Here is a 26,223-nt window from a genome sequence, read left to right on the forward strand (position 1 = left end):
CGCAGACCCCCTTTCATAGGTCTAAGCCTTATAAGCACGATGACGTTTGGAGGGGGATTTTGTGTTTGATGTGTTCATTGAGCCGACTATCGCAGTGGGGATCATTAAAAAGTTTATTAGGGAACTTGATCACCAAGAGCATAAGCATGGAAAGCCTCCAGAGCTTGAGCCAGAGGCGCTAGGAAAGGCCTTTGCACACCACGGAGAAAAGATTTCTGAGGCGTTGCGGCTGAATCTCCATCGCGGTAACGGAATGCGGCTGCAGCGGCTTCATGCGGGAGCCGCTAAAGCGCTGTCTGATATGCAGAAGCTTATCGACGCCGACCTCACACATTCTGCAAGCCTCAAGTCCAGCGGGGCATAGCAATGGGATTCTTGCGCATATTAGGGGAGGGCTGATGGCTAAACCCGATCTTAGGCAGTATGAACGAGCAATTAACCTGCTGCGAATGGTTTCAGAGGGAACCTATTCTGGGCCAGCGTTGAGCAGCTCAGAGATGGAAAAAGCGGCGTCGAGCACAGAGGGGCTTAACACTAAGGTCCTGCGCGAAGCAGCCGCTGAGTCCGTGGGGAAAACTAACTTTTCTGCCAAGAATAAATTATGGTCTGTGCTGTTCAATGTGGTGAAGCAATGTGCTATGACACTCATCGCTAGCGGGATTATGGATCTTGCCTCAACGTGGCTGGGAGGGCTGAGCGGGGCTAAGAATCTCGCAAAGGAGGCTCACCACGCTGGGGACGCTATCGACGACGTCGACGCGCATGCGAATAAGACCATAGCTAGCTACCGTGTTGTCCTAGTTGACCGTGGCCATCGAAAAGCTGGCTGGGCAGATAGCCGCAATAGACAAAAAGGAAGACCCACACGGTTTTCTTTACTGCGTTCAAGCCGGAGCCGACTGCATAGACTCCGCCGCCAAGGTGATAGCCATAACTTGCAAAGACCGGGACAAAGCTATCGAGTCGTGCTACTCGCGGCTGGGGGCGTCGTTAAGCAAAGAATACGGAAGGCAAGACACTCGGGAGGTTGCCGGTGCAGCTAGAGGGCAGGCTATAACGGTGATAGCGCAGGCGGAGTGCATCCTGGCGGGAACCGCGGGGGCTACAGGTACTACATCGGCTGCGGAAGAATGCCCACGGGAGCCAACGGCGCCACAGTCTTTTGTGCAACAGAAAAACGTGGAACAGGCGTTGGACGTAGCGGCACCAGCACCGCATCCTGATCGTGGGGAAAATCATGAGGGGATGTGTGGCGTTTTAGGGGCACTTGGGGTGGGCGTTGCGCTTATAGGACTGAGCTTGCTGGTTGAGGCGGCCTGCGGGTGGCTGGACAGCATTCCTTGTGAAGCGGGTGAAAAGGCGGTTCCAGTGAGAACCGAAGAGCCGGTACCAGAACCTGCGCCACGACCGCAGGTGGAAGAGCCGAAAGTATCGAAGGTGCCTCCGCCTGTTGCGGAAGAACCGAGGGGCGTGGATAAGCAGAAATTTATAGCCAAGCAACAAGAATGTGTGACGCAGGGGAATAAGGGAGTCGGGATTAAGAAAGCCGGGGCATGGTGAACGCTGAAGAGGAATTTCAACGACGCGTTGAGAATGCGGAAAGGCAGCGACAGGTTACTGTCAATAATTATGCGGAGTTTGCCAAGGAATTTCGCGCAACCGTGGCAAAACGAATGGAAGAATTTGAACGCGAATTGAAGAAGTCGCAGGAGGTTGCGGAGAAAGTCAGACAGCGTGGGGAGACCCGTGCGGCGGAAAAATTCCGGAGTGATCGGATGGATACCGTGAGTTCACCACGGGATCAGGTTCCTCGCCGAGGAAGGCGTGGTCGCGTGAAAAGCGTACTGTGCAGAATATGAAAAGAAGCCTCTTAGATGAGAGGCTTCTTGCATGTACAGAGTGTGGCTTTAGATTGTTTCTGGATCGGCGGAGATAAGAGTACGCTTTTCTAGTGCGTCACCCCAATAAGACGTGATCTTCTTGGATTCTGCCTCAGGTTGGGAGAACGCCGAGTACTTGTTCTCATGCGTAAGGCGGTGGAGCAAGAAGCCGGTGACAAGACCACGGATTTTTTCACGTGAGGCGGCCTTAGAGCGACCCTGGCCGGTGACGAGTTTAAACAGGGTGTCTTCAGTGATCGTGTTATGAGAGGCCCCGTCGATTTCGCGATAAGCGACGTCTCCCTTCCACTGCGCCGCGAGTTTAGCCGCGTTGCCGTAATCGAAGAGCGCGTTGTCTTCAGTCCCCACGATCAGACCGGGTGCCTCGACACCACGAGCCGCCACCTCAGCAGAGGGGGTGGTTTGTGAGGGGTACAGGGCTGCCACTGCAGCCAGCTGTGGTCGGTTGGCTGCCGCCAAAACAGCCGCACCTGCTCCCATTCCATGGCCGACAAATCCGAGGCGGCCAGGAGCTACCGTGATGTTGCCGCTCCCGAGTTTCACCCCGGTGAGGATCTGCAAGCTTGTTTCTATATCCGCAGCAAAACCACGGTGGTTTGGTGAGAAACCCTTTTCCGTGTTCGGTGCTGCTACGACAAAACCCCAGCTGGCAAGATGCCTCAGCGTTGCGTGGTAAACGGGTATATCCTTCAACCAATCGTGGGCAAACACAACGGCGGGAAGTCCGTTGCCCTCAGCCGGAGTGTAGATTTTCCCCGGTAAACCTGCGTAATCGAGGTCGCCAACGAGAACGCGATGCCGGCCGCGCTTGGATAGGGTTGCTAGATGTTTTGAGAATTTATCAGCCACATTGTCCAAGGATAGTGGAAATTAGTACGTGTTATGGGTGAGAAGAGTCGCCAGTAGATTGCGATGAGGCATTTTGGGGGAGCTTGCTGAGAAAATCCCTGAAAAGTAGTGGTCGTTATTCGTGGGGAAAATAACAGTGGCACAATGATTCACCATGAACTTGCTCGAGGCCCGTATCGATTTGGATGCCATCGCACACAACACGCGTCTGATTAAAGACAAAGCTGCGGCACAAGGTGCGCAGTTGATGTGCGTGGTCAAAGCCGATGGGTATAACCATGGCGCGGTGGAAGTAGCCACTGTTATGGAAGACAATGGTGCGGATCAGTTTGGCGTAGCGACCATCAGGGAGGCCCTTGCTCTAAGGGAAGGTGGGATAGAATCGTCGATTCTTTCCTGGATTTGGTCGCCGGAGCAAGACCTCGGGGCGGCGATTGATGCAAGAATCGATCTGGCTGCCATCTCGCTTGCGCATGTTAAGGCCTTGGTGCGGGCGTCGGAAAGCTATGGCGAGAAGCCGGTGCGTGTGACCGTGAAAGTAGATACCGGGCTGCACCGCTCTGGCGTGGATAAGCAGGACTGGGAAGAAGCCTTCTGCGCCCTGCGGGATGCGGAGAACATTCAGGTCACGGGGGTGTTCAGCCATTTTTCCAGCGCGGATGAGTCGGATTCCCCTGAGACGGAACAACAAGTGGCGGCTTTTCTTGCGGCGATTGAGCTTGGGCGTTCGCTAGGGTTGGAGCTGCCCGTCAATCACATTGCTAATTCGCCGGCGACGCTGAACCGGCCAGACTTGTATTTTGATATGGTTCGTCCCGGTCTGGCTCTTTACGGACACGAGCCGATTCCGGGGGAAGCTCATGGTTTACGTGAGGCAATGTCCTGGGTTGGACGGGTCACGGTGGTAAAGCCAATCGCCGAGGGGGAGGGGACAAGCTATAATCTCACGTGGCGTGCGGAACACAGCGGGTATCTCTGCGTTGTGCCGGTGGGTTACGCCGATGGTTTGCCGCGCTCGGCGCAGGGCCACTTGGAGGTCACGATTGGTGGTCGACGGTATCCGCAAGTGGGCCGCGTGTGTATGGATCAGATTGTGGTGAGTCTGGGAGAAAATCCCCACGGTGTGGCCCAGGGAGATGAGGCAGTGATCCTCGGGCCCACGGGGATGACGGCAACGGAGCTTGCCACGGCGATGGGGACAATTAACTATGAACTGGTTTGTCGTCCTTGCGGTCGTACCGTGCGAGTGTTTGAGCACAGGGACTGACCCAGCGACTAGTGCGGTGATGAACGCGGCGGAAACGGTGCAATAAAATTGTGATGATAGTGCTGCGGAATCCCCCAAAAACCACCCTAAAACTGGGATTGTGAGCAATATAGGATGAAAAACACGTCGGTTTTCCTAGTTGTCAGAGGAGACACACTAAGTATGAGAGATTCCTTCCCCTCCAGCGGCGAGCGTCGCCTTGAACTGCCTGCCGACACTCAGGCCTTAGCGGAGCAACTGGGCGCCGCTCTGGAAGCCGGAGATGTGCTTATCCTGGACGGCCCTCTTGGCGCCGGCAAGACCACCTTCACCCAAGGTCTAGCCAAAGGATTGCAGGTCAAGGGGCGTATTACCTCGCCTACTTTTGTTATCGCGCGCGAACATAAGTCGCTTGTGGGAGGCCCCGCGCTCATTCACGTTGATGCGTACAGGCTTATCGACGAAACCGCCGGGGCGCCCGACCCCATCGGCGCATTGGACTCGCTGGATTTAGAAACAGAACTCGAAGACGCAGTGGTGGTCGCAGAGTGGGGCGGCGAGCTTGTGGAACAGATTTCTGATTCCTACCTGCGGATATCCATCGACCGCACCACCGCGCATCGGGAAAATACTAAGTCGGAGGCTCGTATCATCCGATGGGAAAAAGTGGTTTCCTAATCGACTCAGCCGTTGTCTAATCTGTGTATCGCAAGCTCAGTGTGGGTATTTCTTTAGGTACGCGGATTTTTCTGGATTCTTAGTGCCGGCGCAGCGGGAGGACCTGACCGGTTGCCATAGCTATGGCAAGGCCGAGGCGACTGGCCGCAGCTGACAAGTAGTGTGACGGAATTGTGTTTTTAGATAACCCATATAAGAATGTTGTCTGTTCACGAGCAGAAACCATGCACATGGAAAGGATCCGAGGCCTGGCAAGGCATGACGGATCCGCGTGAATCCCCGCGCACAAGAACACTGACGTTGCAGGTCAACCCTCTTATGGTTGACCTTTAGGTAACCGCCCTCGCTTTGAGCGACCCCTTGAATTTTTGGCTTCCCCACGATCCCTTAAATTCTTGTGCTGCCTGAAAACTATGTCAGTTGTTGTGCGCGCTGGGGATGAACGCCCGTGGGGAAGTGGTGGGCGTCGTTACGCGTCGACCGCATCCGGCTTCTGCCTGAACACGTCCTTGTACTTTCAGATTGGAGTCTCGAAGCGCCGTGCTCGATTATCTTGCGACGCAACCCCTTATCACTCTGGTCCTCATCCTCGCGTTGGGACTAGCTCTGGGGAAGATCCGCCTATTCGGCATTTCTCTCGGCGCTGCGGCCGTTCTCTTCGTCGCACTCGCCCTTTCTACTATTCATCCAGCTTTGCAGCTGCCTCCGCTGATTTTTCAGCTGGGGCTTGCGATGTTCGTGTATGCCATCGGCTTGAACGCCGGTGCTGCTTTCTTTGCTGAGTTCCGACACCGCGGCTGGAAACTCACGCTGTACGTGATCGGTCTTTTGATGGTGCTGATGGGCATCTCTTACGCGCTTATCACCTCATTCGATCTTGGCTCGCGCGCCGCGGGCGCAGGTATGTTCGCGGGAGCTATTTCTTCTACTCCCGGCATGGCCGCAATGATGGCGATTCTGGAAGGAATCGACGATTCTCTCGTAGCAGAACCCGTGGTGGGGTATTCGTTGGCCTATCCCGGTGCCGTCATTGGGTCCATCTTGGTCGCTGCGATTGGAGCGCGTGCGTTGAAAGTTAACCACGCTAAGGACGCGGAAGAAGAGGGCCTGGTGATGGATCCTCTGGAGTGGACTGGCGTGCGCATCGGCCCGAGGATCACGGGAACTATTGCCCAGCTTCCGTCGATAGCTGGTGAAGAGATCATCGCTACCCGTGTGGTGCATTCCGATAGCTTCCACTCGCTTGCTGCCCCCAGCGACCGACTTTTTGAAGGCATGGTGCTGGTGATTAACGGCACGACTGAGGCATTAGAGCGGGCGATCGCCAAGCTTGGCGCGCCTGTGGACCTAAAAATTGAAGACACCGACCTTGAGTATCTGCGAGTGACGGTTTCTAGCAAGCACGTCGTGGGGCGGAAAATCTCTGAGCTAGATACTGTGCGCTCTGGGTTTATCATCGCTAGGTTGCGTCGCGGCGACGCTGAAGTTGTTCCTGAAGCCGACGATGTTTTGCACTATTCCGATCGCGTACGCGTGATTGCGCCGAAGAATCGGATGAACGAGGTGCGTCGTTTCCTCGGCGATTCGGAGCGACAGCTTGCCGACGTCGACCTGCTTCCCTTCGCCATCGGCTTGTCTTTGGGCCTGCTCGTCGGTGCTATTCCGATTCCGCTGCCCTGCGGGAACACCTTGTCCTTGGGATTCGGCGGCGGGTCGATCGTAGTCGGTTTGATTCTGGGGGCTGTGCACCGCACGGGCCCGATTCATTGGCCGCTGCCGTATCACGCGAACCATACAATCAGTGCTTTTGGTTTGTCGATTTTCCTCGCTGGCGTGGGAACGTCGGCAGGCGTTGGCTTCAGCCATGCCCTGACGGACCCTTCTTCGCTGAAACTTATTGCGGCAGGTTTTGTGGTCACGTTGGCTTCTGCGCTGATTACTGCAGCAGTGTGCATGCCATTGCTCAAGCTGAAGTGGGATGAGGCCATGGGGGTGGCTGCTGGTGTAACCATAAACCCGGCGATTATTTCTTATCTGAACGGGCAGACCGGCACTGAATTGGCCACGCGCGGCTATGCCACGGTGTACCCCACAGCCATGATCGGAAAGATTGTGGCTAGCCAGATGCTTTTGCTTCTGCTGCTCTAGGTACAAGCTTATCGACGCCACCCCGCATCCGTGCACTAACGCAGAGGATACGGGGTGCTGCGTACTCTTAGAGAAAACTCAGTCGGTGCAGCACTCTATGCTCTCGACGTAGTACGGTTTTAGCTCAAGAGGCTTCCATAACGGTTGACCCACCCCTATTGTGCAATCCAGGAGCATTACGAGCCCATGAACAAACTTGCCCGTGGCCTACTTGCCGCTATTATTGTTGCCTTTCTCGTTGTTATCATCGCGATGATCGCCATGGCACATGGCCGGAGCGGGACCACCAACAAAGAAGGCGCTTTGGAAAGCACCCTCCGTAAAATTGGTAGTTCCGGCGTCCACGCCACTGCGCTATCGCTGAGCGACCTCTATGGCCCGGAGTGGGTGGCCGGCGCAATGATCTGCCCCGGTGCTACTGAGCAGAGCATCGCCCAGAACTATGGCATCGATACCACTGACCTACACCTCAACGGTGGCAAAGTCCCCGAGGACGTGAACTACCTCGTGATGGCGAGCGGCGATGGAGACATCCGCTTTGAACAGCTCAACCGTAACCAGGTTGATGTATGTTCCGTCGGCCCACAGGGTGGTTTTGAGACATCCTCCCTGATCCCATTTATCAAGCAAGACGGCGTGTGGAAGATCGGAACCAGCCACTAAAAATTCCTTCATCCGCCAGACCTAGCAGCTCAGGGTGGGCCTGATGTTCGGTTTATTCCGAGAAAGAATTGGGTCCTGATAACAAGCACGCTTAAGAAGCGACTACTCTTCTTAAGCGTGCTTGTTCTTGCTCTGGATACCGCCACCCCTGACCTCATAGTCGGACTCGTCCGAGTTCCCGCCGATACAGCCACCGGGACTGTTATCGCGCAACGGATTTTTACGGACAGCCGGCAGCATAATGAGCTGCTGACTCCTACCGTCGTGGAGATCCTGGAAGAATCAGGACAAAAATTCGCCGATGTTGACCGGATTGTGGTCGGCTGCGGGCCAGGGCCTTTCACCGGACTCCGGGTAGGGATGGTCACCGCGGCAGCCTTTGGTGATGCACTCGGTATTCCCGTGCATGGCGTCTGCACCCATGATGCGATTGCCGCGCAACTGGGCGGGCAAGCCCTCGTTGCCACGGATGCGCGACGCAAGGAGATCTATTGGTCGCTCTACTCTAAGGGCGTGCGGACGATGGGACCGAGCATTGTTTCTCCGACAGAATTGTCGATTCCTTCCAGAATCTCCACAGTCTCGATCCCGGAAAAGCTAGGGCAGCTTCTTCCCGAATCCGTGGCAGATGTGCCCCAGGTGCATATGCGCCCCTTGCCGGAATTCCTCGTCGCTGTAGCCGATTTCTCGGAGACGCCTGAGCCTTTGGAACCGCTGTATTTGCGTCGCCCTGATGCGAAAGAGCCAGCGCCAAAGCCGAGGTCCTCGGCGATCCCGGAGGTAGAACTCTAGATGTTTCTCCGAGAACTAACTGCTGCTGATGCGCCACGATGCGCGGAATTGGAGACGCTGCTTTTTGCAGAGGAAAATCCGTGGTCGGTAGAGGATTTGTGCGTGGCGATGAACCATCCGCACACGCTGTATATTGCGGTTGTGGATTCGCTGGATCACGGCCAGATACTCGGATACGCGGGCTTGGCTATGTTGGGCCCGGCTGATGACCCAGAGTTTGAGATCCATACCATCGGGGTGGATCCTGAGTTTCAGCGTCGTGGGGCGGCTCGTTTGATGATGGACAACATGATGTTTGTGGCGGATCGTGCTGCGGGGCCGGTGTTCCTAGAGGTGCGGACAACCAATGAGCCCGCTATACGTTTGTATGAGTCGTATGGTTTTGAGCGCCAAGGGGTCCGGAAAAACTACTATCAGCCCTCAGGTGCGGATGCCTATGTGATGGTGCGGATGCCATCGGCTGTGGAAAGCAATGAAGAGAGTGAAAAATAACATGATTGTCCTTGGCATCGAATCGTCGTGCGACGAGACCGGCGTGGGCATTATTGAACTTTCGCCCGATGGAAGCATGCGGATCCTCGCCGACGCAGTGGCCTCCTCGATGGAGGAGCACGCGCGCTTTGGTGGCGTGGTCCCCGAGATTGCTTCTAGGGCGCACCTTGAGGCGATGGTTCCGGTGATGCGGCGGGCATTGGATGAGGCGGGCGTCGATAAGCCTGATGCGGTGGCTGCGACCGTAGGGCCTGGACTTGCCGGTGCCTTGCTGGTGGGGGCTTCCGCGGCCAAGGCCTATGCGGCGGCGTGGGATGTGCCTTTTTACGGTGTGAATCATCTGGGTGGGCACGTCGCAGTGGCCAATCTGGAGGGCGAGGAGCTGTTTCATGCCATCGCACTTTTGGTGTCGGGCGGGCATTCGCAGCTGCTGGAAGTTCAGGCCGTGGGTAAACCAATGAAAGAGCTGGGATCCACGCTTGACGACGCCGCTGGGGAAGCCTACGACAAGGTTGCACGGCTGCTCGGCCTGGGATATCCAGGCGGCCCGGTGATCGATAAGCTCGCCGCGCGGGGAAACCGCAAGGCTATCCGCTTTCCTCGGGGACTTTCGCGTGCCGACGATCTGCGCGGTGAGCACCGCTACAACTTTTCTTTCTCTGGCCTAAAAACATCCGTGGCGCGCTACGTGGAAAAAGCGGAACGCGAGCAGACCGTGATTAGCGTTGAAGACGTGTGCGCCTCCTTTCAGGAAGCTGTGTGTGATGTGTTGACACACAAGGCGATTCTTGCCTGCCAAGACACCGGCGCCAAAGTCTTGCTCCTGGGCGGCGGGGTGGCGGCTAATTCACGACTTAGGGAGCTGGCGGCGGCGCGATGCCAGACAGCTGGTATTGAGCTTCGCGTCCCGCGCTTCAAGCTGTGCACGGATAACGGGGTCATGATCGCTGCCGTGGCGGCGCAGCTCATTCACGAAGGCGCACCGCAGTCGGGGTTGAGCATTGGCACTGATACCTCGTTGGAAGTGGAAATTCCGCTTGTGTATGCAGATATGTAAAACAGGGGAGTTCGCTGGCAGATAACTTTGTTGAGTGCTGGCACTTGCAGGGGTAGAGTGCCAGTAGGTTGTACTCACACAGTTGTTCACCCGCGACGACGGCTGTGCTGGAATTCCCGCAACCGGCACAAGAGAAACTTCATTGTACGGAAGGTATATCGTGGCTAACGTCAACATTAAGCCCCTTGAGGACCGCGTCCTCGTCCAGATCAGCGAAGCTGAGACCACCACTGCTTCTGGCCTGGTTATCCCAGACTCCGCTAAGGAAAAGCCACAAGAGGGTGTGGTTGTTGCAGCAGGTCCTGGCCGTTTTGACGGTGACGACCGTGTTCCTATGGACATCAAAGAGGGCGACACCGTTGTGTTCTCCAAGTATGGCGGAACCGAGCTGAAGTACAACGGTGAAGAATACCTCCTGCTCAACGCTCGCGACGTTCTCGCGATCATTGAGAAGTAAGGCGACTATCTATGGCAAAGCTGATTGCATTCAACCAGGAAGCCCGTGAAGGCATCCTGAAGGGTGTGGACACGCTGGCTAATGCGGTGAAAGTAACGCTTGGTCCCTGTGGCCGCAACGTGGTGCTGGAAAAGGCTTTTGGTAGCCCGACGGTGACCAACGATGGCGTGACCATCGCCCGCGAAATCGACGTCGAGGATCCCTTTGAGAACCTCGGTGCTCAGCTCGTGAAATCGGTGGCGGTAAAGACCAACGACATCGCTGGCGACGGCACCACCACCGCAACGCTACTGGCACAGGCTGTTATCACAGAAGGCTTGCGCAATGTTGCCGCTGGAGCTAATCCAGTCGAGCTGAACCGTGGCATCCTCGCGGCGGCTGATAAGGCCGTGGAGAAGCTTCGTGAGCGTGCAGCAGAAGTAGCTTCCGCTGCGGACATCGCCAACGTAGCTACCGTGTCCTCCCGTGACGCTGAGATTGGCGACATGGTTGCTGCAGCGATGGAAAAGGTGGGCAAGGACGGCGTAGTAACAGTCGAAGAGTCCCAGTCCATCGAGTCCTACCTTGATGTGACCGAAGGTGTGTCCTTTGACAAGGGCTACTTGTCGCCGTACTTCATCACCGACACCGATTCCCAACGCGCTGAGCTCGATGACCCGTACATCCTTCTTGTGCGGAACAAGATCTCCTCGCTGCCGGACTTCCTGCCGCTGCTGGAAAAGACAGTCGAAGCAAACAAGCCGGTTCTTATCATCGCGGAAGACGTAGAGGGCGAGCCTCTGCAGACTCTCGTGGTGAACTCCATCCGGAAGACGCTGCGCGCTGTGGCTGTGAAGTCTCCGTATTTTAGTGAGCGTCGTAAAGCATTCATGGATGACCTTGCGGTCGTCACGAGTGCCACCGTGGTTGACCCAGAGGTCGGCATTAACCTGAATGAGGCTGGCGTTGAGGTATTTGGTACCGCTCGCCGTGTGACCGTGACCAAGGATGAGACCATCATCGTCGATGGGGCGGGAACCTCCGACGCAGTGGAGAATCGTCGCCAACAAATCCGTCGCGAGATCGAAAACACAGATTCCAGTTGGGATCGTGAAAAAGCTGAAGAGCGCCTGGCTAAGCTCTCTGGTGGCGTCGCAGTGATCAAGGTCGGCGCAGCTACGGAAACTGAGGTCTCCGAGCGCAAACTGCGAGTCGAAGACGCTATCAACGCTGCTCGTGCGGCAGCGCAAGAGGGCGTTATCGCTGGCGGTGGCTCCGCGCTTGTACAGATCGCGAAGGAACTGCGCGTATACGCTGAGGAGTTCGATGGCGACGCTAAGGTCGGCGTCAACGCTTTGGCTAACGCTTTGAGCAAGCCCGCTTATTGGATTGCTGACAACGCAGGTCTCGACGGCGCTGTTGTGGTCTCCAAGATCGCTGAGCTGCCCAACGGGGAAGGCGTCAACGCTGCAACCCTGGAATACGGGAACCTGATCGAACAGGGCATCATCGACCCCGTCAAGGTCACCCACTCTGCAGTGGTCAACGCAACGTCTGTTGCTCGCATGGTCCTAACCACCGAGGCATCTGTTGTGGAAAAACCCGTTGAGGCTAAACCACAAGCCGGTGGGCATCACCACCATCACCACCACTAGAATCGCTACCACTAGAACAACGGTGTAAAAATCCCGAGCGTTGGTTTCCTACCACGCTCGGTATTTTTGTTATTGAATTGAGAACTAGGCGTGTCGCTGCGCCAGCATTGACGCCCGCTCCGATTCGGAGAGTCCTACCCAGATCCCATAAGGCTCAGCGTATTGGAGCGCATGCTGCCTGCAATTCCTCATCACCGGACACAAAGCGCAAATTTCTTTCGCCTTGCGTTCGCGAGACCGCCTGGCAAGGCCTCGCTCGCCCTCGGGGTGATAAAAAATTTCCGATTGGGTTCCCCTACACGCTCCGTGCAATTGCCAATCCCATAACTGGGCTTGCGGAGCCGGTAATAGGTCGGTGTTGTGCATATGAAGGGTGGTCCTTATGTCAGAGGCATGCCAGTAGACATGCCAGTGGGCTGGGGCAGACTCTAAATATGAGGGAAAGCTGCGTTCTCGATTGTGGGGGTGTGAAGTAAACAAGGCATGGACGCGGAGGAAAGAGGGAGAAAATTCTGGAAAGAATCGACGATTCTTTCCAGAATCCTCGCTACGACTAGAGTTGATAACTGAGGCTATGTCCCAGGTATTATTTACTTTTTGTATCGTTAGATAATGCGGTGGTTCTTATATGGACTAGAAGCACCGCCGATAACCGAGCTTAGACGAGCTCGGTTCTGCACATGAATGATGGAAGAGAAAGGGCTAGCAGTGGCCGAAACAGAGACTGAGCTCTCAAGTCTCGTACCGCGCGCTGCCGGGGGTGATTCTCGGTCGCTGCAACGGGTTATCTCCATCATTTACCCGAAGGTGCTGAGCTATGCGCGCATTCGCTTAAACAGCGGTCGGCATCCGACCCCGGAGGACGTGGCTCAGGAGATTTGCTTGGCGGTGGCTACGTCGATAGGCAAATTTGTGGACCAGGGGAAGCCTTTTATGGCTTTTGTGTACGGTATTGCGTCCAACAAAGTCGCTGATGCTCACCGGGCGTATTCCCGTGATGTGGCCAATCCCACGGAGGATGTTCCAGAAACTGAGGTGGAACTCGAAACGCCGGAATCGTTTGCGCTGGTAGCGGCCGGTAGTAACAGAGTGAGGGAACTTCTCGATTTACTAGGTGATAAGCCTCGCGAGATTATTACTCTTCGAGTTTTTGTGGAGCTCTCGGCTGAAGAAACAGCGGAGATCGTTGGTAGCACGCCAGGTGCGGTGCGTGTAGCGCAGCATCGGGCACTTGCCACATTGCGCAAGGCATTAGAGCAGGAGAACTAAGGATGACAGAACGCCGTTGGGCGAGAGACGGGGTCGAGGCCACGCAATCTGTTGAGCAGTTGCAGGCAGACGACCAGTTTCTAACGCACCTGTCTCAGGGCGTTGACCCGACCGATGGGCAGGACCCGTTGGCTCGGTTGTTCTTGGATGCTCGCGCTGAGATTCAGGCTGATGTTCCGCAGGCTCCCACGTTGGCAATGCTGGGTCTTGGCTCAGTGGAGGAGTTTCCCACGGGAGAATTAGCCCCGGTAGAGGACTCCTCGGAGTCTGCCCCGCTTATCGACGCCCCCGTGGCCGAGGTTATCGAGCTTCCTCGCCGTAGGTGGAGCAACGCCGTTGCTCATGCCTTGGTTGGTGCAGCAGCAGCAACGCTCATCATTGCTGGTGGCGGCACCGCTATTTATAACGCAGGTGAAGGCTCCGCGTTATATGCGTTGAATCAAAAGTTCTTTGGACAAACAACAAATACTGAGGCCGTAGTAGCCCTTGCCTCAAAGCTGGACCAAGCGAATGATCTCAACGCCAAAGGCGATAAGGAAGGCGCGCGCCAACTACTTGAGCAGGCCCGAGAGCTGGTCAATATGCTCAACGCATGCGATCGCGCGCAAGCCGAAGAACGAATCAAAGAGGCCGAACGCGGCAGCACAGTAGCCCCGGTACCTCCACCGGCTGAGCCAGAAGCCTCTTCTGAAACGGTAGTTACTACCGTGACCACTACGGTGACGGAGACTGTCACCGTGGAGCCTGCCCCGGCGCATTCTACGTCTGTGGCTCCAAGCGTTGATCGTTCCACAGCCCCAAGCAGCTCAGCTGTTGTTTCGACGCCTGCGCCTACCCCCGTTACTTGAGCTGCCGCAGCCGGACCATTTCCAAGTCCACTAGGGGCTGCGGCCGTTAGAAGAAGCGGGGTGCCTCGAGTCCGTCGAGGTATCCTAGGCAATAATCCCAAGGAACATAGGCTTGGGTGTTGGGGTTGAGGCTGGGCTCGTGGACTGGGCTGAGCTCGCCATTGAGGGTGGCTCGGATGTTTTCCAGCATGATGTCCCAGTCGTAATAATGTTCCTCGTTGCAGTCTTCGCAGAGGAAGAAAATTCCGTTGATGCCACGGGGCTGTAGGACTTTTTTGAACCGTTGGACCAGTCGTAGGTCTTCTTCGATGTGCTTTTTCTCAGCCTCGCTGAGTGGTGGCAAGGGCTCGTCTTCATCTAAGAACGACGCGGGATCGTTCGGATCATCAGCGAAGGGGTCGCGGGGCATTTGCCAGTCAAAGTTCACGTGCTTAACCATATTGGTCCGTCTCAGCATGGGCAAGCATCTGCGATTCCACCTGTGGATTCCTGCAAAATGCTGGTAGGGGTTAGTCTAGGTAGAGCGTGAAAACGCCCATTTTCCGAATGCATGCACCCACAGCGGTCACATATTTACCTTTGGTAGGAGTACATAGATGACGCAGCAGCGCGTATCTACTGGTGGCGACAACCCAGACAAAGTGGCTCTCGTTGGCCTGACATTTGATGATGTTCTCCTTCTCCCCGACGCATCTGACGTCATCCCGAGTGAAGTGTCTACATCTACGCAGCTTACCCGCAACATATCGCTCAATATTCCGATCATCTCTGCAGCCATGGATACGGTTACAGAGTCGCGTATGGCGATTGCGATGGCCCGCGAAGGCGGCATGGGGGTTTTGCACCGTAACCTTTCCATAGAGGAACAAGCCCAACACGTAGAGACAGTCAAGCGCTCTGAATCCGGCATGGTGACAGACCCAGTTACGTGTTCCCCCGACATGAGCATCGCGGAAGTAGATGCACTGTGCGCCCGCTTCCGAATCTCCGGATTGCCGGTAGTCGATGACAATGGAACCCTCTTGGGAATCTGCACTAACCGCGATATGCGTTTTGAGCAGGACTTCAGCATCAAAGTCTCGGAGATTATGACTCAGATGCCGCTTGTTGTGGCAGAAGAAGGCGTGACAAAGCAGCAGGCGCTGAACCTGCTTAGCGCTAACAAGGTGGAGAAGCTGCCGATCGTCGATAAGCAAGGAAAGCTTGTCGGACTGATCACGGTGAAAGACTTTGTGAAGACCGAGCAGTACCCGCATGCCTCCAAGGACAGCACTGGCCGACTGCTGGTCGGCGCAGGCATTGGAGTAGGGGAGGAATCCTGGACTCGCGCCGGAGCGCTTGTCGACGCCGGCGTGGACGTGCTCGTCGTCGATTCCGCGCATGCGCACTCCAGTGGTGTTTTGGACATGGTTTCCCGGGTCAAGAAGGAATGGGGAGACCGCGTCGATGTGATCGGCGGAAACCTCGCCACTCGCTCGGCAGCAAAAGCCATGATCGAAGCAGGAGCCGACGCTATCAAAGTTGGTATTGGCCCTGGCTCGATATGTACAACCCGCGTTGTCGCAGGTGTGGGTGCGCCCCAAATCACCGCGATTATGGAAGCCTCCGTCCCAGCTCACGCAGCAGGCGTCCCAATTATCGCAGACGGCGGCATGCAATTCTCCGGCGATCTAGCAAAAGCACTGGCAGCCGGAGCCTCCTCTGTCATGCTTGGCTCCATGCTGGCAGGCACCACCGAATCACCCGGTGAGATCGTCGTCGTGGGCGGAAAACAGTACAAGCGCTACCGCGGCATGGGCTCCATGGGTGCAATGCAGGGCCGAGGGCTCAGCGGCGAGAAGCGCTCTTACTCCAAAGACCGGTATTTCCAATCGGATGTTAAGAGCGAAGACAAGCTTGTTCCGGAAGGAATCGAAGGACGCGTCCCATTCCGTGGTTCCATCGAGGCCATCACGCATCAGCTGGTAGGTGGTCTGCGGGCATCCATGGGGTACACCGGATCGGCTACGATAAATGATTTGTGGAACGCTCGCTTCGTCCAAATTACTTCTGCTGGGCTTCGCGAATCACACCCGCACCACATTCAGCAGACAGTCGAAGCACCTAACTACCACTAATAAAATCGGGAAGGTTCCTTTTCATCATGCGTGATTACGTCGAAATCGGGATTGGCCGTGAGGCTCGCCGCACTTACTACCTAGATGACATCGCGGTCGTACCAGCGCGTCGCACACGGTCCTCCAAAGACGTGGATACTACGTGGCACATTGACGCCTATACCTTCAAAGTGCCATTTATGTCCCATCCCACCGATGCGCTGGCAAGCCCCGAATTTGTCATCGAGATGGATAAACAAGGTGGACTCGGCGTAATCAACGCGGAAGGCCTGTGGGGCCGTCATGCGGACTTGGACGCGGCAATCAACGAGATCGTAGAGGCACATGGCCAAGATGAACTTGATCTAGCCTCGCTTGGCCGAGCTACCAAGAAACTGCAGGAACTGCATGCCGCAGAACTGGATAAAGATCTGCTCACCGAGCGGATTGCCCAGGTACGCGGCTCGGGAGCCGTTGTGGCAGTACGCGTATCGCCACAAAAGTGCCGCGAGCTTGCTCCTTTGCTGATCAAAGCAGGCGCCGATCTGCTCATCATCCAAGGCACCATCATTTCCGCTGAATACGTAGAAACAAGCGGCGAGCCGCTCAACCTCAAAGAATTCATCGGATCGATTGATGTGCCAGTAATCGCTGGCGGCGTCAGCGATTACACCACTGCGCTTCACCTCATGCGCGCAGGTGCAGTTGGCATCATCGCCGGTGGTGGCTCAAACACCAACGACCTAGCCTTAGGCATCGACGACTCCTTGGCCACCGCTATCGCAGGCGTGGCCGCAGCACGTCGCGATTACCTCGACGAGACCGGAGGACGCTATGTCCACGTGATCGCCGACGGGAACATCAATAACTCTGGACAAGCTGTCAAAGCTATCGCATGCGGTGCGGACGCAGTCATCCTTGGGGAACCCCTTGCCAGGGCCACCGAAGCCGCAGGCAAAGGACTTTTCTGGCCATCAGCTGCAGCGCATCCGCGTTTCCCGCGAGGCATCGTGGGAACCGTTGGGATTATTCCCACCACGGAGCGCGTCAGCCTCGAGGTCGTCTTGCATGGGCCATCTGCAAACGTGTTCGGCGAAGAAAATTTTGTCGGCGGACTCAAGCGCGCTCTGGCTAAGTGCGGCTACACGGATTTGAAGAGCTTCCAAAAAGTTGAGTTGACGATCCGATAGAATCGTCGATTCTTTCCCACACAACGCCGGTATCCCTGTCATGGGGGCCGGCGTTGTGTGATGGCGTCGATAAGCAATGAACCTAGGAGCCGCAACGTACTGATTTATTGCACAGTGAGAGCTATTGGTCTTGGGGCCGCCTAGGCGTAGAACTGTCTTCCATGACGCATCTGGTCAAGAGGGATCGCCGGTTACAGGAGTCCCCAGCCACCAAGCACCCTTGGTGGAAGGTCATGTGCCTGACTGGTGTGGACTACTATTCCACGCTCGGTTACCAGCCTGGCATCGCAGTCGTTGCTGCAGGAGCGCTGGTGCCTATTGCCACGCTGGTGCTTGTGGCTGTGACGATGCTGGGCGCAGTGCCCGTCTATCGGCGTATTGCGCGCGAGTCGCCAGACGGTCAGGGATCCATCGCAGTGCTGTCCCATTTTGTGCATGGTTGGAAAAGGAAATTCCTGATCCTTGTACTGCTCGGGTTTGCTGCAACGGACTTCACCATCACCATGACGCTGTCGGCTTCAGACGCCACGGCTCATCTGCTACACACGACGTCCAGCCCATGGACGATTCCGCTGACGATCGCTATGCTGGCGTCGCTGGCGTTGGTGTTCTACCGGGGATTCACTGAGGCAATTAGGGTATCGGTGGTCCTAGTCAGCGTCTATTTGGTTCTGACCGCCATCATCGTGACCACAGGGCTCATTCGAATCGGCCTGCACCCCTCCATGGTGGGGGACTGGTGGCAGTCTGTGATCGTCGCGCACCCGCAGCCACTGGGCATCGTCCTCGTGGCGCTGCTGGTTTTCCCCAAACTCGCATTGGGCCTCTCCGGCTTTGAAACGGGAGTGGCAGTCATACCGCAGATCGACGGCGGCGCAGAAGGCCGCGCGGGGAAGGTGCGCGCCGGGCGGAAGCTACTGCTTGTGGCTGCGTCTATCATGAGCGTGTTCCTCATTGCCTCGTCGATCGTGGTCACCCTACTTGTTCCTGCAGATTCGCTTATCGACGGCGGCCCTGCCAACGGCCGCGCCCTCGCATACCTCGCCCACGAGCAATTTGGCCCGTTCTTTGGCGGTGCTTATGACCTGGTCACCGTGGTGATCCTGTGGTTCGCTGGTGCTTCAGCCATGGCCGGCATGATTAACCTGATTCCACGTTATCTACCGCGTTATGGCATGGCCCCCGCGTGGGTGGCTAAGACACGCCCGATGGTGAAAGTGGTGGCCGCTATTACTTTTGCCGTAGCCATAATTTTTAGGGCAAACGTGGATAAGCAATCTGGGGCCTATGCCACGGGTGTCCTAGTTCTTTTGCTCTCCGGGGCGTTAGCGGTCACGCTCTCGTCTGCTGTGGACGTTCGGCGCAAACGCGGCCCGCATTGGAAGCCATTCGCTTATGGCCTGGTGACGTTGGTTCTGGGTTACACCACAATCACCAACATGGTTGAGCGCCCCGAGGGACTCAAAGTGGCTTTTTGGTTTATCGTGGCGATCATCGTGGTATCTATGGTTTCCCGCGTGGGCAGAGCTTTTGAACTGCGCAGCCCCATTATTTCTTATGACGAGAAGGCGCTGCGCATCATCGATTCCACCTGTGGCCCCTTTGCGATCATTGCGCATTCCATAGGCTCCGATGACCCAGCCGAATATGAGCGCAAAGAACACGAGGTCCGGGCCCGCAATCACATTCCAGATTCTCAGCCCGTCATCTTTTTGGAGGTAGGGATACGAGACGCCAGCGAATTTAGCTCAGCGCTTGTGGTCACAGGGCATGTGTGCGGGGGACACACGATTCTTCGCACAGAATCTGCAGCCATCCCGAATACCATCGCGGCGCTCGCAGTGGATATGCATCACCGCGGGAATGTGGACGTGTACTTTTCTTGGTCGCCAGGTTCTCCTGTGCGCGATATGCTGCGCTATCTGGCTATCGGTAAAGGACAAAACGCGGTTGTAGTCCACGAGATAATTTGGCGCGCTAATAAGGACGGAAAACCGCATCCGCATGTCCACTTGGGATAAAGCTTCTCGACGCTCGTCGCTAAGCCCCGGTATCTAGGGTCCTAGCCCATGCGGTAGTGTATGCAGCGTGACACAGCAAACTCCCCAAAAACATAATCCGGTACTAGTCGTCGACTTCGGCGCTCAGTATGCGCAGCTCATTGCCCGGCGCGTCCGCGAAGCAAAGATCTACTCGGAAGTGGTTCCACATACCGCGACCGTTGAAGAAATTAAAGCCAAAAATCCTGCGGCGCTAGTCTTGTCGGGTGGCCCCTCGTCTGTTTATGAGACCGGGGCGCCGTCTCTTGACCCAGCGTTGCTGGAATTAGGAATCCCTGTCTTCGGTATTTGCTATGGATTCCAGGCGATGACCCATGCGCTTGGGGGAACCGTCGCCAACACCGGCAACCGCGAATACGGACGTACCGAGTTGGTCGTCGAGGGCGGCATACTGCACGACGGATTAGAAAAGGCCCATAAGGTTTGGATGAGTCACGGCGATGCTGTGTCTCAAGCTCCGGAAGGATTCGTCGTTTCTGCCCACTCGGAGGGTGCTCCGGTTGCGGCGTTTGAGTGCGTCGAAAAGCGCATGGCGGGCGTGCAGTATCACCCCGAGGTGCTGCACTCGCCGCACGGCCAAGAGGTTCTGGTTCGCTTCCTCACAGAGATCGCAGGGCTGGAGCAGAATTGGACGGCGGCAAATATCGCTGAAGAGCTTATCCAGGCGGTTCGGGATCAGGTTGGTCCTGAAGGCCGTGCGATTTGTGGTCTTTCCGGTGGCGTCGATTCTGCGGTGGCGGGAGCGTTGGTGCAGCGCGCCATCGGTGATCGTCTCACGTGCGTCTTTGTGGATCATGGTCTGCTGCGTGCCGGTGAGCGAGAGCAGGTGCAGAAGGACTTTGTGGCGTCGACAGGCGCTAAGTTGGTGACGGTTGACGAGCGGGCAGCTTTCCTGGATAAGCTGGCTGGTGTCACCGAGCCAGAGGCAAAGCGCAAGGCCATCGGTGCGGAGTTTATCCGTTCCTTCGAGCGTGCTGTCGCCGGTGTGCTGGAAAGTGCTCCGGGAGCGAGCGTAGATTTCCTTGTCCAAGGAACTTTGTACCCGGATGTTGTTGAATCTGGTGGCGGCGCGGGCACCGCGAATATCAAGAGCCACCACAACGTCGGCGGACTTCCCGATGACGTGGAGTTTAAGCTCGTTGAGCCGCTGGGTCTGCTTTTCAAAGACGAGGTTCGCGCGGTTGGTCGGGAACTAGGCCTGCCCGAGGAGATCGTGAATCGCCAGCCCTTCCCAGGTCCTGGCCTCGGCATCCGCATCATCGGCGAGGTCACCGAGGATCGCCTAGAGACCTTGCGCGCCGCTGACCTTATCGCCCGCACCGAGCTCACGGCTGCCGGTTTGGACGACCAGATCTGGCAGTGCCCTGTGGTGTTGCTTGCCGACGTCCGCTCCGTGGGCGTTCAAGGCGATGGTCGCACGTACGGTCACCCGATTGTGCTGCGCCCAGTGTCCTCCGAAGACGCGATGACTGCGGACTGGACGCGCTTGCCTTATGAGGTCTTGGAGAAGATCTCTACGCGCATCACCAACGAGGTGCCAGACGTCAACCGCGTGGTTCTCGACTGCACGTCCAAGCCCCCAGGAACCATCGAGTGGGAGTAATCGCTGACTAATGGCTACCGAGTTGTCGGTAGCCATTAGCGTTTTTATTAGTGTGTTTCGCGGATGCAACTGCGCATAATTGGGTCTAAACTCTGGTTGCAGTAAACGCACGAGGAAGGATACTGCGATGATTATCGATACCTACTGGGGGAAATTCTTCGGCGATTCCGCCGATAGCCGCACCCTGACGCAGTACCTTGACTCCAAAAGCGAAGTGCTCACGATCGAGGAAATCTTCCAAGACTTTCACCTCGACGAGCTCCACGGAAACTACACCGAGGCTTCCCTCGACGGAGCCGGTTTCCACTTCGATTCAGCATTCCAGTTGGTCCTAGACCTCTCGGTATTGATCCTAGAATCCAAGAAAGTGGGGCGTTTAACCTTGCGCGCATCGGCGGCCCCCACGATCGTATGATGCGCATCGACGCCACCTCCGAGCGCATCCTTCCCCTGGCCATAGCCCTCAAACATTATGCCCTCAGCCCCGAGGACTATCGCCTTGAGCGTATCGACGAATCCGACTGGTACGAGCTCGGAAACCTCTGCGAAGAGGTCCGAGCCCAACTGGATTCTTAACCCGTCGGCTGCACCGTGACATCGCCAATGCCACTGGTCACCCGCAGCTTCAACGTTTCTCCCTGCGCGTCAGGGTTATGTACTCCCTCGGTGCAGTGCTTATCGCCGATTCGCGTCCCACAGCTGACCTCCACTCGTACCTTTTCTGGTAACAGGACATGCACGTCGCCGACCTTTGTCTGAACCTGGACCTGACGAGGCTTATCCAAAGACTCGATACGGCTGAGGTCGAGACTAATGTCGCCGGCTCGGAGAGTGTAGGAGTCTGCAAGCTGTGTGGCGGTGGCAGGCCGTGCGTTGATGTCTCCGAAAGAATCGTCGATTCCTTCCCGAGGACCAAGCATCGCAGCAACGATGACAATGCCACTAGCAAACCACATCAGCCCTCTGATCCACGGGTTACGACGTTTCTTAGGTTGTGGCGCTGGGCCGGGTTCCGGAAGATCCCAAGCAAAAGGGGCGGTCCCTAGAGGATCCCACGCTGGTGGCTGCTGTGCAGTAAACGGTGCAGTGAATCCTTCCACCGGACTATAAGAGCTTAAGTCTACGTGCGGGCCTGCGGCGTCCGGGTGCTGTTGCAACAATCCCATTGGAGGTTCAGGCGTGCGTTGGTGCAATAGGTACCATGCGAGGAAGAACACGATGAATGCGCCAAAATGACCTACCCCAAACAGTACTGTATCTGAGCTTCCGGATGAAAGAGCTATCACCAAGATCACCAGAATGAGTGTCCATCCGGTGTTTCGTTCGCTACGTAAGATTTTGCTGTCTTTGACGGACGCGTCTTGACGCAACAAATCAACAGGTGCTTTTACAAGCGAATACTTTGGCATCAGAAACCAAGCGATGAGGTATAAGGAAATACCGCCACCCAGGAAACCGAAGATAACAAAAAAGATGCGTACCAACGTCGGGTCGATTTGGTAACGAACCCCAATGCCCTCACACACGCCTAAGAGTTTCGCCTCGCTGCCTTGCTCGCGAGGTAAACGCACCGGGCGAGTGTCCCACATCTGATGAAGTGTCTCGTTCATGCTTTCCATTGTGAACGCTTATACGGAAATACACATCGGGGAAGACCCTGAATTAGTAAAAATCAGGGTTTCACCTGATGGGGTAATCAGAAACGCTATGGGAAAATAGCATGCATGCAACAGGCCTATCCTCCTTTCTATCGAGACCGTGATAACAACGTCATCGGAGGCGTCGCCGCGGGTTTAGCCAGATATTTTGGTTTTAGTGTGGTGCGGGTTCGGATAGGGCTTGCCGCGTTGGCTTTATTCAACGGGGTAGGGGTGATGGTTTATACGGCCTTGTGGATCTTCACGACGTCAAAGTCTTTCCGGAAAGACTTCTGAAACATTGGCGTGGACGCAGTCAACAAACTGGCTTCTAGCGGTCGCCGCGCTAGGCGGGGCGTTCGGTGTCTCGGGATTTTTGTGGAAAGCAGCGGGCATTTCTTCGGGAGTTGTGGCGGCTTTTGGGGTCATTGGTGTTGGCGTGTTGTTGGCATGGCTCGCTTATGACCGGATTACTTCTGATTATGCGGTGGTCATGATTGGGGTGGGGGCGTCGTTAGTGTTTGTGGGAGTGTTGTTTGCGGCGGTCCAATGGCAGGATCGTCAGTTTTTTGGTTCGGCTGTGATTACGGTGGTTCTTACTTTGGCTGGTGTGGCGGCGTTAGTGGTGCCGTTTGTGGTGCGGGTGTTGCAGCGGCTGAGCGTGGGGCGCGCGGAAAAGGCCGCGGCTGATGAGCGGGCGGAGATTGCGGCAGTGGCTGGTTTCCCCACGGGAGGATGCCACGGTTTTTAAGGCGATCGAGCGGGCCTGTGGCGAGGTGGAAGACATGTTTGCCATAACGATTTCGCCTGTGATTGTGGGGGAGGATCGGCCGTTGGATGCGTCGATGAAGTCCGCGGTGTTGGCTGCGCGTGAGGCGATGGTGAATGCGGCGAAGCATTCGGGGGAGAACTCTGCGGATGTGTATGCGGAGTGTTTTGAGGAGTTGGCTATTTTTGTGCGGGATCGTGGGCCGGGGTTTGACCTTGAGACTGTGGATGAGAGTCGGCATGGAGTTCGCGATTCTATCCTGGGTCGGGTGAAGCGTGCTGGCGGTGACGTGCAGATTCATAATTCGGCGGGAACTGAGGTAGCCATTCGCATGCCTTTCAAGAAACAATAGGAGGCATGAAGATTTTTCTCGTTGACGATCCATTCTGTGTTCCGTGCGGGCGTTCGCGCTGAGATTGGGGTGAAGTGGAGATCGTGGGGGGGAAGCTGGGACTGTCAGCGAGGCCGTGGCAGTCATTGATGCTTCGCAACCCGATGTGGTGCTTCTCGACGTCCACATGCCCGACGGCGGCGGGGTAGCAGTGTTGCGTGGGGTCGAAACGCCTGCGCGCTTTTTGGCTTTGAGCGTTTCCGATGCCGCTGAGGACGTGATCTCAGTGATTCGCGCGGGGGCCAGGGGTTATGTGACAAAAACGATTTCGGGCACAGAGCTTGTCGACGCCATCACGCGGGTGCACGACGGCGACGCCGTGTTTTCGCCACGACTAGCGGGTTTTGTCCTCGATGCCTTCGCCCGTCCCGATCCCATGGGGGCCGGGGTTGTCGATTCTCCGGAGTCGGACAGGGAAGTAGAGGAGGGTAAACAGGTTTCTGACCCGATAGTGGACGCGCTGACCCGGAGGGAATTGGAAGTGCTGCGCCTACTAGCCCGCGGGTACACGTATAAAGAAATTGGGGCGCAGCTTTTCATATCGGTCAAAACCGTCGAAACGCATGCTTCGAACATTCTGCGGAAGACCCAGCAGTCGAATAGGCATGCGCTTACCCGCTGGGCACACTCCCGCGACTTAGCTTAGGGTGCTAGGACTGCGAACGGATGTCGATCACAACGCGCGTGGGGTTGGGGACGATCTGCACGGAGTAAGGGTGCTCGGAATCCAAACCGATTACAAATTGTGAACGGCCTTCTACGGTGCCAGCAGATTTGACCTCGGTGATGTTTCCAACGCCCTGTACAGTGCCGATCTGCGGATCCTGCTTACCTAGCTCAAAGGGAAGCAGTGTGCCGTCAATGTTGACGTTGAGCGCTGCCTTACCGCGAACCTGGATGGGATTACCGCTTGCCTGTTGCGTCGGGGACGACGTGTAGTCCACAAACCAGCCGGGCGTTCCAGTTCCTTCGATATCAAAGACCACGCGATCAAAGGTCTCGTGATGCCCAACTCGGACACCTGTGACGATGGATTCGGACTTCTCGGGACGCTGTGTTTTCGCTTCCTTGTTGGCATCGCCCAGAGGGACGAGTCCTGCATTAGATGAGGATGCAGGCGCCGAAGGCAACTCCGAGTGTGTAGATGCGGAAGTAACAGCATCCTTTGGTGCGGAGGCTTTATCCGTAGAACAAGCGGCTAGTCCCGTCACACTTAGGGCAGCTGCAAGCGCAGCAGCGGGCAGCTTCCAACGGGAGCGACTGCCAACTGGGTGTTCATTCATGTGTCCTACCGTAACGTGTCAGGCGACTTCTAATGAAGCTTAGAGGCGATATTCCAGGCAATCGTTGTGAAATTGAGATACGCATCAGATGTGCTGCCTCTTAATGCGTGGGTGATTTCCCGCATTGATCGCATAGATGAGGCTTAGCTGCACCTTATTTAATTACACGATACGCTAATCGTCATGACTGACCTGTGCTCTGACGTTCACATCGAGCCTTTACCCGGAACTTCCAAAGTGGGCGATACCTATGTGTTGCTAGAGCACACCGGGGCATGGAGCCATGACATTCTTGACGGAAATACATTTACCGCAGAAGTGTCCTCGAGGCTTAAAGCGTTGGGCGTGGGACTCTACCTGATTCGGAAGCCGGGGCGAGCTGGGCACGTCGATAAGCCACTCAAAACGGTGTACTTAGTGTTCGGATCCGCGGGAATCGCGGAAACTCTAACAGTAGAAAACGCCGAAGACATTTGTTCCTTGGACCTTTCGGGGCCGGGGAAAAACGGGGCAACACGGGTTGTAGACCCAATCCTTCTTATTTGCACCCATGCCAAGCGAGACGCCTGCTGCGCGATCAAAGGACGCCCGATCGCGGCATCGCTGTGCCGGGCCTTCCCAGAAGCTCCTATTTGGGAATGCAGCCATACCAAAGGGCATCGCTTTGCGCCTTCTATGGTTCTGATGCCGTGGGGATACGCCTGGGGCCGGCTCAACGAAGTCGCATCGCAAGAGCTCTATCGCACCGCACGACGCGGCGAACTGTTCCTCCCAGGGTGCCGAGGCCGAGGGCTGTGGGCGCCCGAGGGACAAGTAGCGGAGATCGCGGTGGCAGAGCACGTGGCGAATAATGGCGAAAAACCACAACTTGGGCAGTTTGTGTGGGAAAGAATCGACGATTCTTCCCTGATCACCGAGGCATCGGGCGATCGGTCTTGGGTCGTGACTATGCATGAGGCTGAAGTGGAAGGCGTTGTGGCGTCGTGTGGGAATCCTCCGACAACAGGAAAAGCCTGGTTTGTTGATTCAGTAGTGAGACGGCAGCCGTAGACCACAAGATCACGGCAGCGAATTACTAGCGGTGAAGTGTTTATAGCGCGATCACCAGTCGCGCCGGGGAAACTATGCCAACTATGCCGGGGGTACTAAGCGGGCATGCT

22 protein-coding genes and 5 pseudogenes are annotated in these 26,223 nt (G+C 56.3%); 22 read left to right on the top strand and 5 right to left on the bottom strand.

What is annotated here, in order from left to right; all coding sequences use genetic code 11:
* The first annotated feature begins 61 nt into the window (after window positions 1–61).
* From ET810_RS07130 to ET810_RS07140, 3 genes and pseudogenes are all read left to right on the top strand, one after another.
* Entirely contained in the window at window positions 62–364 is a 303-nt protein-coding gene (locus ET810_RS07130) for a hypothetical protein (RefSeq protein ID WP_087453418.1), read from the top strand.
* Window positions 365–398: 34 nt separating this feature from the next.
* Window positions 399–1,560: pseudogene (locus ET810_RS13190) on the top strand (hypothetical protein).
* Complete coding sequence (locus ET810_RS07140) at window positions 1,554–1,859, top strand: hypothetical protein (protein WP_134316382.1); 306 nt, start codon at window positions 1,554–1,556, stop codon at window positions 1,857–1,859. The pseudogene ET810_RS13190 and the gene ET810_RS07140 overlap by 7 nt, the downstream one beginning before the upstream one ends.
* 48 nt (window positions 1,860–1,907) lie before the next feature.
* Here the strand turns inward: ET810_RS07140 and ET810_RS07145 are convergent, their stop codons facing one another.
* Window positions 1,908–2,750 (bottom strand): dienelactone hydrolase family protein, encoded by an 843-nt coding sequence (locus ET810_RS07145; protein ID WP_087453419.1) that lies wholly within the window; start codon window positions 2,748–2,750, stop codon window positions 1,908–1,910.
* Window positions 2,751–2,904: 154 nt separating this feature from the next.
* On the opposite strand from ET810_RS07145, the gene alr reads away from it, so the two are divergent.
* The 9 genes from alr to groL all read left to right on the top strand — a co-directional run bounded on the left by alr (window position 2,905) and on the right by groL (window position 11,917).
* Window positions 2,905–4,017, top strand: coding sequence for an alanine racemase (gene alr, locus ET810_RS07150; protein WP_087453420.1), 1,113 nt, complete (start codon window positions 2,905–2,907; stop codon window positions 4,015–4,017).
* Between the two features lie 162 nt (window positions 4,018–4,179).
* Entirely contained in the window at window positions 4,180–4,674 is a 495-nt protein-coding gene (gene tsaE / locus ET810_RS07155) for a tRNA (adenosine(37)-N6)-threonylcarbamoyltransferase complex ATPase subunit type 1 TsaE (protein WP_087453421.1), read from the top strand.
* Between the two features lie 540 nt (window positions 4,675–5,214).
* Window positions 5,215–6,822 (top strand): aspartate:alanine exchanger family transporter, encoded by a 1,608-nt coding sequence (locus ET810_RS07160; RefSeq protein WP_087453422.1) that lies wholly within the window; start codon window positions 5,215–5,217, stop codon window positions 6,820–6,822.
* Window positions 6,823–7,008: 186 nt separating this feature from the next.
* Window positions 7,009–7,485, top strand: a complete 477-nt coding sequence (locus ET810_RS07165) for a hypothetical protein (RefSeq protein ID WP_087453423.1) — start codon at window positions 7,009–7,011, stop codon at window positions 7,483–7,485.
* 117 nt (window positions 7,486–7,602) lie between these two features.
* Entirely contained in the window at window positions 7,603–8,277 is a 675-nt protein-coding gene (tsaB, locus tag ET810_RS07170) for a tRNA (adenosine(37)-N6)-threonylcarbamoyltransferase complex dimerization subunit type 1 TsaB (protein WP_134316384.1), read from the top strand.
* Window positions 8,278–8,769 carry a ribosomal protein S18-alanine N-acetyltransferase gene (gene rimI, locus ET810_RS07175; protein WP_087453425.1) on the top strand — a complete coding sequence of 164 codons (492 nt, stop codon included), beginning with the start codon at window positions 8,278–8,280 and terminating at the stop codon, window positions 8,767–8,769. It begins immediately after the preceding gene.
* 1 nt (window position 8,770) lies between these two features.
* Entirely contained in the window at window positions 8,771–9,826 is a 1,056-nt protein-coding gene (gene tsaD / locus ET810_RS07180; RefSeq protein WP_134316387.1) for a tRNA (adenosine(37)-N6)-threonylcarbamoyltransferase complex transferase subunit TsaD, read from the top strand.
* 160 nt (window positions 9,827–9,986) lie between these two features.
* Window positions 9,987–10,283, top strand: coding sequence for a co-chaperone GroES (groES, locus tag ET810_RS07185; protein ID WP_004566891.1), 297 nt, complete (start codon window positions 9,987–9,989; stop codon window positions 10,281–10,283).
* Between the two features lie 11 nt (window positions 10,284–10,294).
* On the top strand, window positions 10,295–11,917 hold the full coding sequence (gene groL, locus ET810_RS07190) for a chaperonin GroEL (RefSeq protein WP_087453427.1): 1,623 nt from the start codon (window positions 10,295–10,297) through the stop codon (window positions 11,915–11,917).
* Between the two features lie 84 nt (window positions 11,918–12,001).
* Here the strand turns inward: groL and ET810_RS07195 are convergent, their stop codons facing one another.
* The gene (locus ET810_RS07195) at window positions 12,002–12,283 is read right to left on the bottom strand and encodes a WhiB family transcriptional regulator (protein WP_087453428.1); all 282 of its coding nucleotides are present in this window, start codon (window positions 12,281–12,283) and stop codon (window positions 12,002–12,004) included.
* 321 nt (window positions 12,284–12,604) lie between these two features.
* Between ET810_RS07195 and ET810_RS07200 the strand changes: the two genes are divergently transcribed.
* Together ET810_RS07200 and ET810_RS07205 are read left to right on the top strand one after the other, a co-directional pair.
* The gene (locus tag ET810_RS07200) at window positions 12,605–13,186 is read left to right on the top strand and encodes a sigma-70 family RNA polymerase sigma factor (protein WP_134316388.1); all 582 of its coding nucleotides are present in this window, start codon (window positions 12,605–12,607) and stop codon (window positions 13,184–13,186) included.
* A gap of 2 nt (window positions 13,187–13,188) precedes the next feature.
* Window positions 13,189–14,068 (top strand): annotated as a pseudogene (locus ET810_RS07205) (hypothetical protein).
* A 12-nt stretch (window positions 14,069–14,080) separates the two neighbouring features.
* Here ET810_RS07205 and ET810_RS07210 read toward each other — a convergent pair.
* Window positions 14,081–14,491, bottom strand: coding sequence for a DUF5319 domain-containing protein (locus ET810_RS07210; RefSeq protein WP_087453429.1), 411 nt, complete (start codon window positions 14,489–14,491; stop codon window positions 14,081–14,083).
* Window positions 14,492–14,630: 139 nt separating this feature from the next.
* Here ET810_RS07210 and guaB point away from each other — a divergent pair, with 139 nt between their 5' ends.
* From guaB to ET810_RS07235, 5 genes and pseudogenes are all read left to right on the top strand, one after another.
* Window positions 14,631–16,151 carry an IMP dehydrogenase gene (guaB, locus tag ET810_RS07215; protein ID WP_087453430.1) on the top strand — a complete coding sequence of 507 codons (1,521 nt, stop codon included), beginning with the start codon at window positions 14,631–14,633 and terminating at the stop codon, window positions 16,149–16,151.
* Window positions 16,152–16,177: 26 nt separating this feature from the next.
* Window positions 16,178–17,320 carry a GuaB3 family IMP dehydrogenase-related protein gene (locus tag ET810_RS07220; RefSeq protein ID WP_087453431.1) on the top strand — a complete coding sequence of 381 codons (1,143 nt, stop codon included), beginning with the start codon at window positions 16,178–16,180 and terminating at the stop codon, window positions 17,318–17,320.
* Window positions 17,321–17,481: 161 nt separating this feature from the next.
* Window positions 17,482–19,341, top strand: coding sequence for an APC family permease (locus ET810_RS07225; protein ID WP_134316386.1), 1,860 nt, complete (start codon window positions 17,482–17,484; stop codon window positions 19,339–19,341).
* Between the two features lie 67 nt (window positions 19,342–19,408).
* Window positions 19,409–20,983, top strand: coding sequence for a glutamine-hydrolyzing GMP synthase (gene guaA / locus ET810_RS07230; protein WP_087453433.1), 1,575 nt, complete (start codon window positions 19,409–19,411; stop codon window positions 20,981–20,983).
* A gap of 127 nt (window positions 20,984–21,110) precedes the next feature.
* Window positions 21,111–21,559, top strand: a pseudogene (locus ET810_RS07235) (imm68 putative immunity domain-containing protein).
* On the opposite strand, the gene ET810_RS07240 reads toward ET810_RS07235, so the two are convergent.
* A complete protein-coding gene (locus ET810_RS07240; protein WP_087453434.1) occupies window positions 21,556–22,602 on the bottom strand; it encodes a PspC domain-containing protein in 1,047 nt (348 codons plus the stop codon). The pseudogene ET810_RS07235 and the gene ET810_RS07240 sit on opposite strands and share 4 nt — an antisense overlap.
* A 105-nt stretch (window positions 22,603–22,707) precedes the next feature.
* Between ET810_RS07240 and ET810_RS07245 the strand changes: the two are divergent.
* Window positions 22,708–23,741: pseudogene (locus tag ET810_RS07245) on the top strand (PspC domain-containing protein).
* 5 nt (window positions 23,742–23,746) lie between these two features.
* Window positions 23,747–24,426: pseudogene (locus ET810_RS07250) on the top strand (LuxR C-terminal-related transcriptional regulator).
* A gap of 4 nt (window positions 24,427–24,430) precedes the next feature.
* Here the strand turns inward: ET810_RS07250 and ET810_RS07255 are convergent.
* Window positions 24,431–25,063: an AMIN-like domain-containing (lipo)protein gene (locus ET810_RS07255; RefSeq protein WP_134316404.1), complete on the bottom strand. Its 633-nt coding sequence runs from the start codon at window positions 25,061–25,063 to the stop codon at window positions 24,431–24,433.
* A gap of 183 nt (window positions 25,064–25,246) precedes the next feature.
* On the opposite strand from ET810_RS07255, the gene ET810_RS07260 reads away from it, so the two are divergent.
* Window positions 25,247–26,113: a sucrase ferredoxin gene (locus ET810_RS07260; RefSeq protein WP_166741031.1), complete on the top strand. Its 867-nt coding sequence runs from the start codon at window positions 25,247–25,249 to the stop codon at window positions 26,111–26,113.
* The last annotated feature ends 110 nt before the right edge of the window (window positions 26,114–26,223 follow it).

The sequence above is a fragment of the Corynebacterium silvaticum genome (assembly GCF_004382825.2).
Taxonomy (GTDB): Bacteria; Actinomycetota; Actinomycetes; order Mycobacteriales; family Mycobacteriaceae; genus Corynebacterium; species Corynebacterium silvaticum.